We start from the raw sequence: 18,662 nt of genomic DNA on the forward strand, positions 1-18,662 counted from the left end.
GGGTGGGGGAGGCCGGGAGATCTCGGTCTGAAAGTCCGCGCGGGCTGAAGGACGCCCTGCCTCCGAAAACTCGGAGGCAGGGCTTGCTGCCCGTCACGCCGCGCGCACGAAGCGGGCCTTGTTGCGTTCGAGCCACCGGGCCAGCGACTGCACCTGGGGATTCAGCTCGCGCGTGAGCTCGGGGTCCCTGACGGCGCAGTACTCCGGGGAGAAGTCCCGCATGAACTGGAACATGTTCGCGAGCTCCGGCGCGCCGGGGAAGTTGAACGTCCGGTAGACCTCTGGCTCCATGGAGTGGAAGCGCACCTCCTGTCCCAGCACCTGCTTCAGTGTCCGGGCGATCTCCTCGCCCGTCAGGTGCTCGCTCGCCAGCCCCACCGTCCGGCCCGCCCAGGCCTCCGGCCCGCGTTGGAAGATGCCGTGGACGCATCCACCCACGTCCTCCGTGGCGATGCCGGGCAGCTTCTGGTCCTCCGTGGGCAGCACGAAGTCGAACGTGCCGTCGGTGTTGCGCTTTCCTCCCAAGCCGAACGACAGCAGGTTCTCCCACGAGAACGAGGTGCGCACGAACGTCACCGGCAGGTCCAGGCCGCTGAAGTACGCATCGCTCGCGCCCTTCACGTCGAACTGCGGCACGCGGTAGTGCCCCTTGAGCATGGGCATCCGCTTGTCTTCCGGAGGGATGAGGCGCCGGGTGTCCTCCTGGGTGGACCAGATGACGTGCGCCACTCCCGCCTCCTTCGCGGCGTGCGCCTGCGTGCGCGCCTGTGCCAGCTCGCGCTCCGGGTCGGGCTTCTCCCAGTAGCTGGTGACGCAGAAGGCGCCGTGCGCTCCGGTGAACGCGGCCTTCAGGCTCTTCGCGTCGCTCACGTCCGCCGCGACGACCTCCGCGCCCAGCTTCGCCAGCCGGCGCGCCAGCTCCGAGCCTGGCTTGCGCGTGAGCGCGCGCACCGTGAAGCCTCCCTGCGTGTCCGCGAGGATGGCGCGCGCGAGGCTGCCTCCCTCTTCGCCCGTTGCTCCCACCACCGCGATGATCTTCTTGTCCATGGTCATGTCCTGTCGTCCTGAAGGCTGGGAATGAAGCCGGCTCATCCGCCCACGGCGGGGCCGGGCGGGGTGGGGCTCAGCGCGGGGAGGAAGGCGCGCGCGAGGCCCGCGTAGGCCTGCAGCAGCCGCTTCTCACCGCGCCGCAAGAGCAGGCAGTTGCGCGCGTTGCGCGACAGGTCCGCCCCCTGGAGCAACTGCTCGTCCTCCTCCAGCGTCGTCTCGAAGCCCGCGAGCCGCGCCTCGCACACGTCCTGGAGGTACTGGAAGACGCGCTCCTCCGTCTCCGCGCTCAGCGGTGGCACTTCGCCCAGGCCCTGCTCCTCCCGGGCCTCCTCGGCGAGCCGGGCCAGCTCCCGCGCGTTCGCACACGCCACGCGCAGGAAGGAGAACATCGCCACCGTGGAGGCATGCCCGTAGTGCAGCGGCACCTCGAAGCGGCGCCGCGACGGCGGAGTCGCCAGCGCGAGCAGCCTCCGCTTTCCCTCCGCCTCCACCGCGTCCTCGGACACGCCCAGGTAGAGCACCAGCGTGTCGTCCGGGTTGTCCTCCGGCACGAAGCCATAGCTCAGCAGGAACCGGCAGCTGGGCTTGATGCCATAGCTGATGTGCAGTTCCTCGCCCGCGGCCACGGGCTCGTGCGCCACCAGCACGAAGGCCTCACCGTCCTCCGTGTTGCCCCACACCAGGCGCGGCGAGGCCCGGTGGTTGAGCATGTCCGCCACCGGCACGAAGCACCGCGTGAGCTTGCCCGCCACCGTCAGGCCGAAGCTGCGGCTGATCAACACGTGCTGCGCCCAGAGGTACGCGTCGGGCGTGAAGCGCTCGAAGCCCGGCACCCGCTGCGCCAGCATGGCGTAGCGCGTGAGCAGCAGCTCCTTCCACCGCGCCACCTCTCGCAGCGCGGAGGAGCCCTGGAGCAGCGACAGCTCCTGCGCGTCGAAGAACAGCGGCAGGTGCGGGAAGGACCGGGGCAACACGTCCAGGTACGGCTTCCAGGCCGAGTCCTCGCGCTCCTTCTCCTGGAGCAGGAACGCCGCCAGGTAGCACTCCTCGCTCGTGTCGGGCGCGTGCGTGGCGATGAGCCGGCCGATGTCCGACGCTCTCGCGACGTCCAGCGTCACCAGGCACGCGCGCGGCACCCGCAGCACCTCTTCTCCCGCCGCGATGGGCACCTTGGCGAAGACGCCACGCTCGTCGCCCTCCAGATGACCCACCCACAACTTCGGGAAGCTCGCGCCCGCCTGCCTGCTCCACTGGAGTGCGAGGTGTTCCTTCAGGGGGTTCTCTTCCTCGAGGGTGTCCTGCTCCGCTTCCTGTCGCGCGCTCATTGGCTCCGCCATGCGTTCGGGGGGTGAACGCCAGGAAGACGCCGGCCGCTACGGCTTGTGATTTCCCGTGGATTTCCGGGCTGCCCTTTTTGGAGTTGTTCAAGGGTTGTTCACAGACATCTCGCTGCACCGTTTCCAGATGCACTTTTGGAGCACTGGAAACCGTGAGAGAAAACACCAATCCCTCTTTCTGGCGTGTGTGGGAGCAGCACAAGGAGCCGTTGTTCCAGCAGGCGCTGCGGCTGATGGGAGGGAACGTGGTGGACGCGGAGGACGCGGTGGACACCGCGATGCTCCGGGCCCACCAGAACTACGTGTCGCCCGGGAAGATCCTCAACCCGAGGGCCTGGCTGGGCCGCATCCTCCACAACGTCTGCATGGACATCCACCGCGAGCGCCAGCGCTGGGGCGACGCCGAGGAGTGGATGGAGGACTTGGAGTCGGCGGAGCCTCAGTCCCAGGAACTGCTGCCCGACGCGGGCCTGCTCCGGAGCGAGAGCGCCGCGGCGGTCCGCGAATGCATCGAGGCGCTGCCTGCCAATCTGAGGGTGCCCCTGGTGATGCGCTACCTCCAGGACATGTCCTATGCCGACATCGCTGAACAGCTCCGGTTGACCAGTTGCAACGTGAGAAAGCGCATCCAGCTCGCGTACGGAATCCTTCGGACCACCCTTTCGCAAGAGCCGTGCCCCCGCTGAGCGCAGGTCCGTGCTCCGCCAGGCAGGCCGGCGGAGCACGGCTCGCGCTGCTCACTCCGGGAGGATGCGCGAGCGCACGTAGCGCCCCGGAGCCGCTTCAATGATGCGAAGCCCTCCCTCGCCGGGGATCCGGGCAGGGACGCGTTCTCCCGAGCGCTCGGATTGCCAATACTCCCAGTCCGTCCACCAGGACCCCGGGTGTTCCTCCGCGTCCTGAAGCCACGCATCCGCGTCCGCGTGCGACGCAATCCCATCCGCGTCCACGGAGGACGCAGACGCGTCCGGTGTCGACGCAATCACATCCGTCTTTCCGCAGGGTGCAATCCCATCCGCGTCCAGGGAAGACGCGACTGCGTTTGAATGCGACGCAAACACATCCGCGTTTGGGGCGGACGCAGGTGCGTTTCCAGGTGACGCAGTGGCGTTCCCGGATGACGCGACCGGACGGGGCTTCGGGACCCAATAGCGATACCGGTTCGCGGACGGCGGGTTGATGACGCCGGCGACATGGCCCGAGCCCGCGAGCACGAACCGCACGGGACCCCGGTAGTGCCTCGCTCCCCGGTACACCGAGCGGAAGGGCGCGATGTGGTCCTCCCGGCAGGCTTGCACGTAGAGGGGCGTCTTCACCCGGCCCAGGTCCAGGGGGATGCCCGCGAGCGACAGCGCGCCCGGCTGGACCAGGCGGTTGTGCAGGTACAGCTCCCGCAGGTACGTCGCGTGCGCGCGTGCGGGCATGCGCGTGGGGTCGGTGCTCCACGCGAGGAAGTCGCTGGGGGCCGGCTCCCGGCCGAGCAGGTAGTTGTTCACCACGAAGGGCCAGACCAGGTCCTTCGCCCGGAGCAGGTTGAAGGTGGTCATCATCTCCAGCCCCTCCAGATAGCCGCGCTCGCGCATGTGGGCCTCCAGCCGCTCCAGTTGCTGCGCGTCGACGAAGGCCCCCAGGTCCCCTGGTTCGCTGAAGTCCACCTGCGTGGTGAGCAGCGTCGCGCTGGCGACGAGCGGATCATTCTGGGCGGCGAGCCACGCGAGCCCCGACGCCAGCAGCGTTCCTCCGATGCAGTAGCCCAGCGTGGAGACCCGCTCCTCGCCGGTGGCGCGGGAGACGGCCTCCAGCGCGGCAATCAGTCCGTGCACGAGGTAGTCCTCCCAGTCCACGTCCGCGTGCGTTTCGTCGGGGTTCACCCAGGAGATGAGGAACACCGTGTACCCGCGCTCCACCGCCCAGCGGACGAACGAGTTCTCCGGGCGCAGGTCCAGGATGTAGAACTTGTTGATCCACGGCGGCACCACCAGCAGCGGCTGGCGGTAGACGGTGGACGTGGTGGGCCGGTACTGGATGAGCTGGAACAGGCGCTCCTCATGCACCACGTCGCCCGGCGTGGTGGCCAGGTTCTCCCCCAGCCGAAACGTCCGCCGGTCCGTCATGCGCGTCGCCAGCTGGCCCTGGCCTCGCGCCAGGTCCTGGCACAGCGCCTCCATCCCCTTGAGCAGGCTCAGGCCGTGGGACTCGCGCGCGGCGCGGAGCACCTCCGGGTTGAGCGCGGGGAAGTTGGACGGCGACAGCGCGTCGGTGAGCTGGCGCGCATAGAAGCGCGCCTGGTGCGCCGTGTGCCGGTCCACGCCCGGCGCTTGGGCCACCAGGTCCTCCAGCCAGCCCGCGCCGGTGAGGTACGCGCGGCGCAGGCCGTCGAAGAAGGGCTGCTCCCTCCACGCCGGGTCTCGGAAGCGGCGGTCCGGCGCGGAAGGGGCGGGCTCCGGTGGGACGCCCCCGCGCAGGGAGCGTTCCCACAGGTCGCTTCCCGCCGCGAGCATCCGCTGGGGGTCCATCGCCAGCCGGAGGAGGACTTCCAGGAAGGCGCGCCGCATGGGCTCCAGGGATGCGTTCATTCGCGGCCTCCTTCAGTACATGTGCTGCCCACCATTGATGGTGAGCGTGGAGCCGGTGATGAAGCCGGCCTTGTCGGAGGCGAGGAACGTCACGGCGCGGGCGATTTCGTCGGCGCGCCCCAGGCGGCCCACGGGGATGCGCGTGCGGATGCGCACCAGTTCGTCCGGAGGCACGGTGCGCACCATGTCCGTGTCGATGTAGCCCGGCGCGATGAGGTTGGCGGTGACGCCGCGGGCGGCGCCCTCGCGCGCCAGCGCCAGGGTGAAGCCATGCATGCCCGCCTTGGCCGCCGCGTAGGCCGTCTGGCCCAGCTGGCCCGTCTGCCCGTTGATGGATCCGATGTTGATGATGCGGCCGAAGCCACGCTCGCGCATCGGGCCCACCACGACGTTGCACAGGTTGAAGCACGAGGTGAGGTTCGTCTGGATGACCTCGTTCCACTGCTCGGACGTCATCTTGTGCAGCATGGCGTCCCGGGTGATGCCGGCGTTGTTCACCAGCACCTCGATGGGACCCAGCGCTTCGACGATCTTCTTCACGCCCGCGACACACTGGGCGGTGTTGGCGGCGTCGAAGCGGAACGTCGGGATGCCGGTGCGCCCCGTGAAGTTCTGCGCCGCCTGTTCATTCGCATAGTAGGTGACCGCCACGCGGTAACCCTGCTGCCGGAGGGCGTCGGCGCTCGCCGCGCCAATGCCGCGCGTTCCTCCTGTCACCACTGCCACGCGTCCACTCATGTCTGTCTCCAGGGGTTGAAAGCTGCGCCTGAAGGACGCGGACGCTCGCCGGGTGTGAAAATCGTGACCTCAAAGCCGGCGTGGATTCACAACCGCCCGGGCGCGGACGTCCCTGGAGCGCTGCCTCGGGGAGCGGGGGACTGGGAAGGGTGGATTGGGATCCATCAGCCCCCCGCTCCTCCGGGGCGGCACTCCACCGCAGCACCCGCGAGAGGACATCCATGACACAGCCGCAAGCACCCCAGGAGCGCCCGCAGGTCATCGTCGTCTTTCAAGGCGGCGGGGCCCTGGGCGCCTACCACGTGGGGGCCTATCAGGCCCTGGAGGAGGCCGGCCTGCATCCGGACTGGGTCTCCGGCATCTCCATTGGCGCCTTCACCGCCGCGCTGGTCGCGGGCAACCGCCCGGAGCAGCGGCTCGAGCGGCTGGAGGCGTTCTGGCGCGAGGTGTCCTGGCCGGGCAGTGAGTGGGGCTCGCTCTTCAAGGGCCGCCTGCGCCAGCTCTTCAACCTGGGCAGCCACATGACCAGCCTGCTCTTCGGCCAGCCCGGCTTCTACGCGCCCCGCGCGATACCCCCGCAGCTCGCGCCGCCGGGCTCGCCGGAGGCGCTGAGCTTCTACTCCACCCGGCCCATGCGCTCGACGCTGCGGCGGCTGGTGGACTTCGACTACATCAACTCCCGCGCGACGCGGCTGAGCCTGGGGGCCACCCGCGTGAGCGACGGCCACCTGGTGTTCTTCGACAACACGCGAAGCGCCCTGGGGCCGGACCATGTGCTCGCCAGCGGCGCGCTGCCGCCCGCCTTTCCGCCCAGCCTCATCGACGGGGAGCTGTACTGGGACGGCGGCTGCGTCACCAACACGCCGCTCAACGCCATCCTGGACGACCCGCCCCAGCGGCACTCCCTCGTCTTCATGATTGATTTGTTCGAGGCGCGCGCGCCGCTGCCTCGGAACCTGGACGAGGCGAGCTGGCGCATGAAGTCCATCCAGTTCGCGGGCCGCACGTCGCAGCAGGTGGACCAGTTCGCGACCGTGTGGAACCTGCGCCGGACCGCGACCCGGGTGACGCGGCACATGTCCGCGTCCTCGCCGCTCGCGTTCAGCGACGAGCCCCTGACGAAGCCCGCGCCCCGGCTGGACATCATCCACCTGACGTACCAGCGCGGTGAGCACCAGATCTCCAGCAGCGACGCGGAGTTCTCCCGCGCCTCCATCGCGGAGCGCCGGGCGGACGGCTACCGGGACATGAAGCGCGCCCTGGAGACCTCGCCGTGGACGCAGCCCTTGGCGAACGGGCCCCAGGCGTTCGGTGACGAGGACCTGTCGCCGGCCGAAGGGGGCGCCGTCGTCCACCGCCTCTAGAAGCACCCACCTGTCTTGACCCGAAGGAGCAACGCCATGACCGAAGCGAAGAGAGTCGATCCGTATGCCCACCTGATGGACCTGGGGCGGGGCGCCCTGCACCAGGCCATCGCCGCCCAGCGCTCCGCGCTCGAATACTCCCGCCAGTTCGTGGAGGGGGACGCCGCCGCGCGGCCGCTGCGCTCGCAGCACGAGGAGTGGGTGCGCAAGGCGCTGGAGACCCTGGCGCCGTTCTACGCGCTGGAGCAGCTGGCGCGCGACCAGCTGCTGAAGGCGCAGGCCAGCCTCTTCGAGCTGGCCGACGACACCCTGCGCAACCTCACGCTGCACGGTGTGGAGCGCGGCGGGCCCCGCTCCGCCTGAGCCCTGCGCGTCGCGAAGCTCGAACCCCGGGGGGCCTTGCACGCCGCCCGGGGTTTTGTTGTTTCCAACCGTCAGCGCGGAGCCAATGGCAGACGCACGGCCGGGTCGCCCAGCAGCACGTAGCCGCCCAGGTCCTGCCGGAGCATCCACAGGTGCGAGCGCCGCAGCGGATCCACCGTGGAGGGTTTCCCGGCGCTCCGGGCCGCCTCCTCCTGGTCATACAGCGTGGTCAGCTCCAGGTTGGCCTGGTGGCCCCCGCGCAGCAGCCAACTCAGGCCCAGGCCCACGCGCCGGCCCCGCGCCAGTTGCTGGAGCGGCTCCATGAAACGGGACACCTTGCCCTGGCGGTGGTCGCGGTCCTGGAAGCCATACGTCCACGCCAGGTCCACGTGGCCGATGACCGCCAGCGGTCCCTGGGGGTTGGCCAGCGCGGACTGCGGCAGCGCGGCGACGAAGGGTCGCTCCCCGGGCCGGGGCAGCGCCGCGGTGAGCGACTCCAGCCTCCCGCTGAACTGGCCTCCCGCCTGCAACTGCTTCAGCCAGTGATGGAAGGCGCTGCGCGACGGCGTGCCCGCGCCGAAGCACGCGAAGAGGAACCAGATGCCGCCGGGCAGGAAGGGCCGCTGGGCCAGCGCCGCGCCATCCAGGTGCTGGCCTTCGCCCAGGTTGAGCGCCCCCTGGAGCGCGAGCTTCGCGTCGGTGCTCCGCCAGCCCGCGCGGGGACTGCCCAGGCCGTGGCTCATGGAGAAGAGCAGGGTGGGTTCCTGGAGCGCGGCCTGCTCCAGCAGTGCGTTGGCGCCGGGCTCTCCCGGCAGGCCCAGCTCCAGCACGTCCCGCGCGGGGAAGCGGCCCAGCTCCCGCTCCTGCCGGGCTGACGCGATGGCCGGGGCCACCAGCGAATGATAGCCCGTCCGCGTCGCGGCGGTGCCGTCGTGGACGGTGAAGAAGAGCGAGCGGGGCTGGCGCTCGGCGGAGGGCGCGTTCTCCCAGCGCAGCACCTTGTCCACGTAGGCCGCGTAGTCCTCGTCGCGCCGGAAGGCCAGCCGCCCCACGTAGGCGTCGTGGGCCGCGGCCTGCTGCAGCTCGAAGGGCACCTGGTGGAAGTCCCCCAGGAAGAGCAGGTAGCGGGGCCGGTCCGCCACGGGCACCGCTTCGTCGTCCAGCACGACGCGCACCCAGCGGGTGAAGTCCTCCAGGTTCCGCCCCTCCGCCGCCAGCTCCGGGCTCACCCGGTAGACGCGCACCGGGTGGCCGTCCTGCTGCTCCTGCCGGTGCCGGCGCAGGGGCTCCATCAGCGCGAGCAGCCGGTCTCCTTCAGGCCCCTCCGGCGCGACCAGCCCCCAGCGCTGCGCGGGCAGGGAGTTGGGGTCTTCGCCGTCGTCCCACAGGTGGCGCTCCTCGCGCCCCTGCGTGTCGTCGTCGCGCGGAACCTGCGTCGCGGCGTCGGCGGGCAGGCCGTCGGGGGCCACCGGCTCGTGTGAATCGGCGTGGGACAACAACAACTCGACGTTCTGCGTGCTCATGTTTTGGGAGGGCTCCTGGCGTGCGCGCCCGGGAAGTCGTGCGCGTGACGGCAGGACGCGCCGGGTGGTGGCCGTGTGAGCCATGGATGTCTGGCGTTGGCATTCACACACAAATGGCGTGCGGCGTCCTGTGGACGCAGTGCCCGGCATGTCCGCCGTCAACCCAATCCCAGGAGCACTCCCATGCAGTCCGCCGCCCAGCTGTCCGCTTACATCATCGCCTTCGCGGGTGCCGCCCGCACCGCGCAGCGCCTCATGTCGTCGGGCATGGATCCGATGACGATCGCCGAGTACTACTTCGAGGTGAACCTCACGAGCGACTTCGAGATCAAGAGCGAGACGGACGTTGCCCTCAACGTCTGGCGCATGAGCATCAAGGAGAAGCTCACGCTCGACTACAAGGAGCACATGGGGCTCACCGTGAAGTGCACCATCAAGCCCGCGGCGTTGCTCGCGGCCCAGGGTGGCAGCACCGGCGGCGGCGCCTGAAGCCCGCCGTCTGTCTGAGCAGAACACGCTGAAGCAAGACACACCCGTCGCCGCCGGTGCTTCGTTCTGGAGCACCGGCGGTGGCGGCTCGCCATCCACCCTTCCGCCGCCCATCCCATCCCATGGCAAAGCCCAATCCCACGCCTGACCACGCGCAAGTCCTCATCCACGACCTCATACTGGCCGTCCAGTCCTCGCTGGACATCGCGGAGGAGACGGCGCGCAAGCACTACTCCTTCTCCGTGGCGGAGCTGGAGGTCTCCGCCAGCTTCGAGTTCGAGATGACGGAGCAGGACAGCGACATCCCCGAGGACAAGCCGCAACCCAAGCGCTGGTTCTCCATCTTCGGCGGCGGCACCAAGAAGGAACACACGCGCCTGCACGACCTCAACGAGAAGGACTCCAGCAAGCTCACGGTGCGCATGCTGTTCCGTCCCGGAGGCAAGCACCTGGCGGGCGGCACCGTCGAGTCCTCCGACGGCAGCACCTCCACGGAGGAGGAAGCGACGACGGAGCCCGCGTCCACTCCGTCCAAGCGCAAGTAGACGCCATGACGACAAAGGAGCCCGCGGCCTTCTTCAGGTCGCGGGCTCTTCGTGTTTCAGGGGGCGGCAGGACGCGCCCGGGGGCGCGTCACTTCTTGTCCAGCATCCGCAGCGCGCGCTGGTAGTAGGTGTCGCGCGAGGCCTTGCCGTTGTAGCCGCCGTTGATGCGCCGGGTGATGGCGTCGAACTCGCCCTTGTCGGCGTGCTTGTTGAGGCCGCGGCTGTTCCAGAACCAGGCTGCGGTGCGGAAGCCCACGTCCAGGTCGGCCGCGCGGGCGGGGTTCTCCTCCAGGTCCAGCTCCAGCGCCTTGCCCGCGGCGCGGTAGTTGGTTCGGCCGGTGATTTGAATGGGCCCGCGGCCCTTGTAGCGCGCGCCGTCACCCGGCTTGACGTTGCCCAGGTCCTTGCGCCGCTCGTAGGCGCGGCCGGTCGCCAGCTCCTCGAAGTAGCGGAACTCGGCGCTCTCGTGCGCCAGCTGCGCCAGGAACGCGGCCTGGCGGCGTGGGGTGTTGATGCCCGCCTCGGACATGGCGTCGTTCAGGTGCGGCAGCACCTCTTGCGCGCGCGCCTTGGGCAGCCGGGTCAGGAACGAGCGCAGCTGCTCCAGCGTCAGCGCCTGGAATGTTTCGCCTTTCGGCTCGGCGGACTCGGAGGCTTCGTCGGACTGAGAGGATTTGGAGGACTTGGGGGACTTGGAACCAAAGCCAAAGAGGGCCATCGGGCGGACTCCCGGGTTGCCGGCCCCGGCGGAGGCCGGGCCGTGGGTGTCTGGAAGACGCCGGGTGGCTGGGAGTTGTGAGCGCCGCTGGAAGGCTTCAGGGCTCGTCCGGGAGTGGTGGGCGTCCATGCCGCTGCTCACACGCGGCGTTGGCCTCCAGGGCCTTCGCGGGCAGGTCGCCCAGCAGGCCGCGCCGCTCGCCGGGCGTCAGGCACGCGGAGCTGGTCGCCTGGAGCTTCTCCTGGAGCCGCTCGATGGGGAGCGGCTCGCGCGGACGCCACACCCGGGCGCTGCCGTCCGTGGAGCCGGTGACGAGCCGGGGCTCCTCCGCGCGGGGGCTGAACACGGCGGAGGTCACCTCGCCTTCGTGCGCGGAGAGGATGAGGTACGGCTCGCCGGGCGCGTCCGTGAGCCACACGCGGGCACGGCCGTCCGCGCACGCGGTGACGACGCGGCTACCCTCCGGGCTCCAGGTGGCCCAGGGCACCGGCGCGTCATGGCGCAGGAGCGCGCGCACGCCTCGCACCCGGCCGTTCTCCACGGTCCAGAGGCGCGCCGTGCCGTCCTGCGAGGAGGTGAGCACCTGGGTGGGATCCTTCGGGTGGAAGGCGGCGGAGAGGACCCAGTCGTCGTGGCTGTAGAGCGTGGCGGTGAGGCGCCCCTCCGCGCTCCAGATGCGGGCGGTGCCATCTTGAGATGCGGTGATGAGGCGCTGGCCGTCGGGGCTGAAGGCCACGGAGCGGACCTGGTCGCCGTGGCCCTCCAGCGCGACGGGCGGCCGCGTCCCATCCACGCTCACGATGCGGGTGGCGCGCGGGCTGGATGCGAGCGCCACGCGCTGGCCATCGGGGCTGAAGGCCGCGCCGAAGAAGGGCTCGCGCTGGGACGCCAGCACGCGCCGGCCCGCCGTGCTTCCGTCCGCCGGCCACAGGCGCGCGGTGCCGTCCAGCGAGGCCGTCAGCAGCCACCGGCCATCCGGACTGAAGGCCACGGAGCGCACGTCCTGCGCATGGCCCCGGAGGACGTGCGTGGCCCGGCCGTCCTCCGACCAGAGGCGCACCGCCCCGTCCTGCGACGCCGTGGCCACCTGCGTGCCGTCCGGGCTGAAGGCCACGGACCAGAGGAAACCCGCGGACGTCTGGAGCGGGAGCGAGTCCTGGGGCGCGTCCAGGCGCCACACCCGCGCGGTGGCGTCGACGGAGGCGGTGACGACCTGCTTGCCGTCCGGACCGAAGCCGCCCCACAGTAGGGTGGACCGGTGGCCGAGCAACAGCCGGGGCGGCGTGTCCTCGCGCGCGGACCACAGCCGCGCGGTGGTATCCGAGGAGACGGTGAGGATCCACTCGCCCAGCGGTCCCCCGAAGGTGGCCAGGCGCACGGCGCCCTGGTGGCCGCGCAGCACGCGAGGCTCGCCTCGCCCGTCGGCCCGGAAGAGGCGCGCGGTGGTGTCCACCGACGCGGTCACCACCTGGTGCCCATCCGGGCTGAAGCGCGCGGTGGTCACCTCGCCCTGGTGTCCCTTCAGCGCCACGGGGGCGGTGGTGCCGTTGACGGGCCAGACGCGCGCGACGCCGTCCCGGGCCACCGTCAGCACGTGGGTGCCTTCCGGGTCGAACGTGGCGGAGGTGACGGGGGCGGGGTGGGGCAGCTCGCGCGGGCCTTCCGTCCCCTCCACGGGAGTCAGGCGCGCGGTGCCGTCCAGCGACGCCGTCAGCAGCCACCGCCCATCCGGGCTGAAGGCCACGGTCTGCACGGCGCCCCGGTGCCGCACCTCGCGCGGCTCGCCGGTGCCTTCCACCCGCCACAGCCGCGCCAGCCCGTCTCGCGAGGCCGTGGCCACGCGCTGGCCATCCGGGCTGAAGGCCCCCCACTGCACGACGCCGCGGTGCCGGAACGTATGCAGCAACACGCCGTCCGCCGTGCTCCACAGCCGCGCCGTGCCGTCGTGCGAGGAGGTGAGCACGCGCTGCCCTCCCGCCGGGCTGAAGGTGGCGTGGTAGACGGGCCCCGCGTGGCCCGTGAGCACCACCGGCGCTCCCTCGCCACTGGTGCGCCACAGCCGCGCGGTGCCGTCCTTCGACGCCGTCACCACGCGCTGCCCGTCCGAGCTGACCTCCACGTGGACCACGGCCTGGGCGTGGCCGCGCAGCACCGCGCGGCTCAGCGGCTCCTGGAGGACCCCGGACACGTCCTGGGCCCAGCCCCGGAGCCGGCCGGGCTCCTGGACCTCGCGAAGCATGAGCAGGGCCAGCGTGGGATTGTCACGCCGCAGCTTCCGGGCGACGTCCAGCAGCACCAGGTCCCGGGCGCGCTGGGCGTAGTGCCGCGCCTCCTGCCGCTCCCGCCAGGCCCGGGCCTCCAGCTGGCGCGCGTTCCACGCGAGCGCCGCCATCCCCCCCGCCACCACCAGCGCGGCCACCAGCATCCGCACCAGACGCTGGCGCGCCGATGCGTCCTGGGCCTCGGCGGAGGCCACGCTGGCGTCCAGCAGTTGGAGGACGTCCTCGCCCGGCTCCTCGCTGTAGCGCCGCAGGATGTCCTGCGCGTAGCCCAGCCGGCTTCCGGACAGGAGATAGGGCGCGCCGCCGTCGGGAGCGCTCCGGTGCGCGATCCAGTCCTGGGCCCAGGACTCCAGCTCGCGGAAGTGTTGGATGCGCTCGCGGTCCGCGCGGGCCCACTCCGCCAGCTCCGGCCAGGTGCGCAGCAGGGACTCGTGCGACAGCTGCAACCACTCCACGCCCGACGCGTCCTCTTCCCGGGTCAGCAGCCGCGCGGTGAGCAGCACGCCCAGCACCCGGTCGAAGTCGGCGCGGGGCTCCGGCGGGGTGGGGCGCAGCTGCTGCGAGCGCACCCGCCGGCGCCTGCCGTGCGACGGCCCGCCCTGGAAGTCCACCAGCTCCACCAGCAGCCGGCGTGCCTGCCCCTGCGCGCTCGGAGATAACAATTCATAGAGCCGGTTCGCCGCCCGCTTCAGCGCCCCCGCGACGCCGCCCAGGGCCGCGTAGGCGCGGTGGGTGAGCTGCTGCCCCTCGCGTTCCTCCCAGAGTTGATCCAACGCGTACTGGAGCAGCGGCAGCGACCCGGGCTCCTGCCCCACCTCCTGGAGGAGCCGGTCCACCAGCCCGGCCTCGAAGCGCAGCCCCACCTTGTGCGCGGGGCCCTCGATGGCCGCTCGCAGCGCATCACCCTGGAGCTCCGTGACGAAGAGGCGGTGGGCGTCCGAATACACGGCCGCGTCCAGGCGCGTGCCCTCCGCGTCCACCACCAGGTCGCCGCAGCGTCCCAGGTAGTCCACCTGGAGCGTGGCCAGCACCACCACCCGGCGCTCCGGATCCTTCGCGAGGCCCCACAGCGCGGTGGCCAGGTCGCGGCGCGCCGGGGACTCCATCGCGGTGAAGAGGTCCTCGAAGGGGTCCACCAGCAAGAGCTGCCGGCGCTCCGGTGGGGCCTGGCGCACTTCGTGGAGCGCCTCCGCCGCTCCCTGTCCGGGCTTGAGCAGCCGCACCTCCCAGTCCGCGGCACGAAGCTCCTGGGGAAGGCCCGCGAGGGCGAGCGAGGACTTGCCGCTGCCGGAGACACCGGCCAGCACCTGGAAGCGGGGACGCTGGCCCTCCACCGCCTCGTGGACGCGCTGGAGCAGCTCCTGCTGGAGCGACTCGCGGCCGAAGAAGAAGCGGCGGTCCTCCTGCTGGAAGGGCAAGAGGCCCCGGTAGGGCCGGAGCGCCACCGGGCGCGTGTCTCCGCCGTGCTCCGCGCGCGCGTAGAGCTGGAGCGAGACGTGGTCCAACGCGGTGGTGTCCAGCGCTAGCAGGCGCCGGGCGTGCCCCACCGCCTCCTCCAGCGATGCGGGCTTCACCAGCAGCGCGCGGTAGAGGGCGCGCGTGAGCACGACGGAGCCCGGCACGGAGAGCAGCAGGCGCGAGGCCACCACCGCGGGCAGTCCCGCGCGATGGAGCGCCTGGGCCACGCTGCCCAGGTGGTTGTCCGTCGCGCCCGCGCCACTCTGGCACGCGCACAGCACCACCAGCCGCAACGTCGCCGCGTGGGGCATGAGCAGTTGGCGCAGCGTCGCGCCGTCCACCAGCTCCGGTTCGCCTCCTTCCCACGACGCGTCCCAGAGCAGGCCATACGTCTGCCCGCGCCGTCCGCCGTGGCACAGCAGGTGGAGCACGGACACGGGTTCGCCGGGGCGGTTGAGCGCCTCCGACAGCGACGCCAGCGAGACGTGCGGCAGGACGTCCCGCTCCGGCTCGAACGGGTACGCGCCCTGCCGGCAGGCTCCGCTCAGCTCCTGCTGATGCGCCCGGGCCGGCACCTGGCCTCCGGCGGCGGACCAGGCGAAGAGGACGCGGCCCTGCTGGGAGGTGCCCGGCGCGGGCAGGTCTCCGGACGCAGGCCATTCGTAGCGGATCAGGACGCCGGGCAGCTCCGCCACGGTGCGCCCGGAGGTGCCCAGCGTGAGCAGCTCCCAGGGCAGCGCGAAGAGCTCCGCCGCGGCGAAGCGGAAGGTGAGGTGCACCGGGCGCCCCACCTGGACGGCGGCGGCGATGTCGTTCGCCTGGGCGTCCCAGCCCACGCCTTCCAGGAACGCGCGCAGCCGTTCCCCCAGACGCTGCACCACGTTGCGGTCCGGCTGGGGCTTCTCCAGCTCCGCGAGGTCCGACAGGAGCGCCGGCTCCCAGTCGAGCGCCGCGCGTGCGTAGCTGCCCCGGGCGCGCCGCAGGAGGTACTCCTGCGACTCCATCCGGAAGTGGAAGGGGTCGCCCGCCTCCTGCGCGCGCACCAGCTCCAGCAGCAGCTCCAGAGGCGCGGGCTTCGCGACGCCAGCGCTCATGGCGAGGCCGCCGGGGCGGACACGGCGGGCTGTCCGTCCTGGCGCACCAGCCGGCCATCCAGGTCGTAGAGGGAGCTGGCCTGCTCCAGGAAGTGGAAGGGCAGCTTGATGTCCAGCTGCCGCGCCCGCCGCAGGTGGATGGCCAGGTCCGGCGGGGAGATGACCCCCATGGGCAGCCGCGACGCCGGGAGGCGCGAGCCCAGCACCTCCAGCATGTAGCGCGCGCCCAGCTGGCCGGCGCTCTTGAAGGGCACGCCAATGGACATGACCGCGCTGGAGTTCCCCTCGCGCACGGCCTCGCGCACGGAGCCCAGCACCGGAATGCCCTCGGAGTACCGGTCGATGCGCTCCAGCTCGTCGTACACCGCGGAGGAGGTGGTGACCCAGAAGAGGCTGTGCCGGCCGTCGGGGTCTATCTGCCGCATCGCGCGGGCCATGCGCGGAAGCTGTTCGGAGAGCGTCTCCTCCGCGCCGCGCTTGCCCTCCACGGCCAGCTCCAGCAACTGGAAGCCGTCCCGCGCGGACAGCCGCCGCATGGCCTCCGCCTCCACCTCCACCGTGCTCTGGTTGCGGCGGTCGTACACCACCGTCAGCACCTTCAACGGGCCCAGCAGCTCCTGGAGGTAGTGCAGCTGCACGTCGGGGGAGAGCGACAGCGAGACAAAGGCCATGTTGTCCGGCTTGGCCTGCTGGGAAGCACCTTCCTCGAAGCCCAGCCACAGCTCCGGCGACTTGCACAGCGCCACCACCGGCGTGGGCTGGTTGCCGAAGCGGTTGTAGAGAAAGCGCGTCGCGTCCGAGCCCATGGCGACGATGAGGTCGAACTGGCCGGAGTCCGCCAGCGCGAGCATCCGCTCCTGCTCCTCGCGGCCCGTGCCGAGCTTGTAGAGCGTGAGGTCCACCCGCACGCGCTGATTGCGCAGCACGGGCAGCATGCCCTCCAGGATCCAGTTGAGGCTGCTCTGGGCCACGGTGAGCAACACCAGCACCTCGCGCACCTGGAGCTGGGGCGTGGGGGGCTGCTCAGGGGTGATGAGGATCCGCTGCGCGGTCGCCTCCACCCGCCAGCCGCGAAGCGTCTCCGGCGGCAGGGCCACCCAGGTGGAGATGTCGTCCGGTTGTGCCTGGACCGGACAGGACACGCACAGCAGCAGCAGCAGGCCCAGCAGCCAGTCACGCACGGCGCACCTCGCGACCGGGCGGGGCCCGGGTCATCCAGGAATGGGCGGCCCCCAGCAGCAGCACCCCGACGCCCAGCCCTCCGAGCACCGGGAGCGGATCCTCCGGGGGCCTCCAGAAGGCGCTGACGAGGAGCGGCCCCACGCACTGCCCGAGCGCGCCGAACAGCGGAGTGATGGAGGCCCAGGTGCGCCCGCGCGCGCCCTCCGCCGGCTGGCTTTCGACGTGGTGGTCGAGCGGGACGTGGACGAGCCCCAGGGACATTCCCAGCAGGCAGAGCGCCAGCGCGCGGACGGGCTCCAGCGAGCCGAAGGCCGCGAGCGCGAGCAGTGACAGCCCGGTGCCCAGCACGCCCCCCTGAAGCAGCCTCCGGCTCCCGTCGAGGCGCGCCGACAGGGCATGGGGAAGCAACGCGCCCAGCGCGACGAGCGCGAGCAGCTGACCGATGCGGTCCGTGTCCTTGCCCTCGCCCATGAGCCACAGGGGCAACACGAGCCCGAGCACGCCCCCGCGCGAAAGCCACGACGGCAGCCCGACGAACAGCAGCGCCCGGCGGTGCTCGCGCTGACTCCACGCCCCCGGAGGCGGGGGCGGAGGCGTGAGGGAGGCCCGGAAGGCACGAGGCGCGGCGGACCGGTTCCGCGCCTCCAGGGGGGGCAGCCAGTGCCGCGAATACGCGAGCGCGCCCAGGCCACAGAGGGCCGCGAACAGGAACACCGGGGACGGGCCCAGGTGGGCCGCCACGAGCGCGCCCAGCACCGTGCCGGCGAGCAGGCCGCCACCCCGGGCCAGGGTGAGCCTCGCGAGGCGCCGGGGCGGCTGTCCCGGGGGAAGCGCGGCGAGCAGATACGCCCGCGTCCCGGCGGCCAGCGCCCCCAGCCCGAACCCGCAGAGCCCGCGCAGCACCAGCCACGCGCGCAGGTCCGAGGTGAACGCCATCAACGCGAAGGCCGCGGTGGACACCCCCAGGGCCACCACGAGCCAGCGCCCGAGGTGACCCTGCCGCGCGTAACGCTCGGCGGGGACGAACGCGAGCGCGCAGGCCCCCTGGAAGGCGACGGCGAGCAGCGCGGCGCCGCCGCCCGGGAGGAGGGCCTGCGCGGCGACGGGGAGGAAGGCGAAGGGGAGCCCCTCCAGGAAGCCCCCGAGGAAGGCGAGGGGCTGGAGCCGGCCCACCGTCCGCTGCTCGAAGGCGCGCGAGCCGGAGCCACGCCGGGGCAGGGGCGCCAATGCTCCAAGCACCAGCAGGCCCAACAGGCTGGAGGCGGCGAAGAGGAGGAGGAAGCCAGGGGCCGTGCGCCAGAGCCGCGCCTGGAGCGCGCCCTTCGCGGCGCCCACCTCCAGGCGCACGGGGAGGTTCCACGGGCCCTCCGTGAGCTCCAGGTCGATGGTGTATTCGAAGCGCTCGTCCCCCGTGCGCTCCGCGCCCGCGTCCACCTGGACGAGCACCCGTTCATCCGCGATGAGCGCCAGCGAGCCCAGGTCCGCGTTGGTGTGCTGGTACTCCTCCAGCAGGGTGTCCAGGCCACGCAGGTGGGAGAGCGTCAGGCCCAGCCGCGCCGCCTCGTTCAGCCGCCGCGCCAGCGAGTGCGCCAGGCTGCTGGTGCGCTGGTGCAGCCCGTCGGAATAGAGGTCCGCAAGCGCCAGGGACGTGGCCAGCGTCAGGCCCAGGAAGCTCAAGGAGAACGCCGCGCCCAGCCAGCGCCGGGGACGCCGCATCCACAGCCGCTGCGCGCCCGCCACGAAGGCCCCCAGGAACAGCAGACCTCCCCCCAGCAGCGTGAAGAGGGGCTGGCAGCGCCGCAGCACCCGCTGGGACACCGCCTCCCGGGACATCACCAGCTCCAGGCGGCCCACCTCCCCGAAGCGGTCCGACAGCGGCAGCGACACGCGGAAGGAGCGCGCGTCCTCCGTCACCGCGAAGCGCTGGTGGGGCAGGGGGGGCA

At 71.7% G+C, this 18,662-nt stretch carries 14 protein-coding genes; 5 read left to right on the plus strand and 9 right to left on the minus strand.

Going from position 1 to position 18,662, the window contains the following annotated elements:
- Window positions 1-93: 93 nt before the first annotated feature.
- Entirely contained in the window at window positions 94-1,053 is a 960-nt protein-coding gene (locus D7Y21_RS32000) for an NmrA/HSCARG family protein (RefSeq protein ID WP_199735527.1), read from the minus strand.
- Window positions 1,054-1,088: 35 nt separating this feature from the next.
- Complete coding sequence (locus D7Y21_RS32005) at window positions 1,089-2,375, minus strand: SET domain-containing histone-lysine N-methyltransferase (protein WP_158627386.1); 1,287 nt, start codon at window positions 2,373-2,375, stop codon at window positions 1,089-1,091.
- A gap of 164 nt (window positions 2,376-2,539) precedes the next feature.
- Here D7Y21_RS32005 and D7Y21_RS32010 point away from each other — a divergent pair, with 164 nt between their 5' ends.
- Entirely contained in the window at window positions 2,540-3,073 is a 534-nt protein-coding gene (locus D7Y21_RS32010) for an RNA polymerase sigma factor (protein WP_147443320.1), read from the plus strand.
- 51 nt (window positions 3,074-3,124) lie between these two features.
- Here D7Y21_RS32010 and D7Y21_RS32015 read toward each other — a convergent pair whose 3' ends face one another.
- Entirely contained in the window at window positions 3,125-4,963 is a 1,839-nt protein-coding gene (locus D7Y21_RS32015) for an alpha/beta hydrolase (RefSeq protein WP_121717656.1), read from the minus strand.
- A 12-nt stretch (window positions 4,964-4,975) separates the two neighbouring features.
- Complete coding sequence (gene phbB, locus D7Y21_RS32020) at window positions 4,976-5,701, minus strand: acetoacetyl-CoA reductase (RefSeq protein WP_120565781.1); 726 nt, start codon at window positions 5,699-5,701, stop codon at window positions 4,976-4,978.
- Between the two features lie 221 nt (window positions 5,702-5,922).
- Here phbB and D7Y21_RS32025 point away from each other — a divergent pair, with 221 nt between their 5' ends.
- Both D7Y21_RS32025 and D7Y21_RS32030 read left to right on the plus strand, forming a co-directional pair.
- Window positions 5,923-7,065, plus strand: coding sequence for a patatin-like phospholipase family protein (locus D7Y21_RS32025; RefSeq protein WP_120565780.1), 1,143 nt, complete (start codon window positions 5,923-5,925; stop codon window positions 7,063-7,065).
- A gap of 36 nt (window positions 7,066-7,101) precedes the next feature.
- On the plus strand, window positions 7,102-7,428 hold the full coding sequence (locus tag D7Y21_RS32030; RefSeq protein ID WP_121717658.1) for a hypothetical protein: 327 nt from the start codon (window positions 7,102-7,104) through the stop codon (window positions 7,426-7,428).
- A gap of 71 nt (window positions 7,429-7,499) precedes the next feature.
- On the opposite strand, the gene D7Y21_RS32035 is transcribed toward D7Y21_RS32030, so the two are convergent.
- Window positions 7,500-8,951 carry a hypothetical protein gene (locus D7Y21_RS32035; RefSeq protein WP_121717660.1) on the minus strand — a complete coding sequence of 484 codons (1,452 nt, stop codon included), beginning with the start codon at window positions 8,949-8,951 and terminating at the stop codon, window positions 7,500-7,502.
- 183 nt (window positions 8,952-9,134) lie between these two features.
- Between D7Y21_RS32035 and D7Y21_RS32040 the strand changes: the two genes are divergently transcribed.
- Complete coding sequence (locus tag D7Y21_RS32040; RefSeq protein ID WP_120565777.1) at window positions 9,135-9,440, plus strand: hypothetical protein; 306 nt, start codon at window positions 9,135-9,137, stop codon at window positions 9,438-9,440.
- Window positions 9,441-9,562: 122 nt separating this feature from the next.
- Window positions 9,563-9,985, plus strand: a complete 423-nt coding sequence (locus D7Y21_RS32045; protein WP_120565776.1) for a hypothetical protein — start codon at window positions 9,563-9,565, stop codon at window positions 9,983-9,985.
- Window positions 9,986-10,073: 88 nt separating this feature from the next.
- Here the strand turns inward: D7Y21_RS32045 and D7Y21_RS32050 are convergent, their stop codons facing one another.
- The 4 genes from D7Y21_RS32050 to D7Y21_RS32065 form a co-directional block, all read right to left on the minus strand.
- Complete coding sequence (locus tag D7Y21_RS32050; protein WP_121717664.1) at window positions 10,074-10,703, minus strand: glycoside hydrolase family 19 protein; 630 nt, start codon at window positions 10,701-10,703, stop codon at window positions 10,074-10,076.
- A 97-nt stretch (window positions 10,704-10,800) separates the two neighbouring features.
- Window positions 10,801-15,537, minus strand: a complete 4,737-nt coding sequence (locus D7Y21_RS32055) for a CHAT domain-containing protein (RefSeq protein WP_121717666.1) — start codon at window positions 15,535-15,537, stop codon at window positions 10,801-10,803.
- On the minus strand, window positions 15,534-16,718 hold the full coding sequence (locus D7Y21_RS32060) for an ABC transporter substrate-binding protein (protein ID WP_121717668.1): 1,185 nt from the start codon (window positions 16,716-16,718) through the stop codon (window positions 15,534-15,536). Before D7Y21_RS32060 ends, D7Y21_RS32055 begins: the two co-directional genes overlap by 4 nt.
- A partial coding sequence (locus D7Y21_RS32065) for an MFS transporter (protein WP_147469431.1) occupies window positions 16,711-18,662 on the minus strand: 1,952 nt, incomplete at its 5' end. The genes D7Y21_RS32060 and D7Y21_RS32065, both read right to left, overlap by 8 nt.

Origin of the sequence: Corallococcus sp. AB045, from assembly GCF_003668895.1 — a bacterium.
In the GTDB taxonomy this organism is placed as follows: Bacteria; Myxococcota; Myxococcia; order Myxococcales; family Myxococcaceae; genus Corallococcus; species Corallococcus coralloides.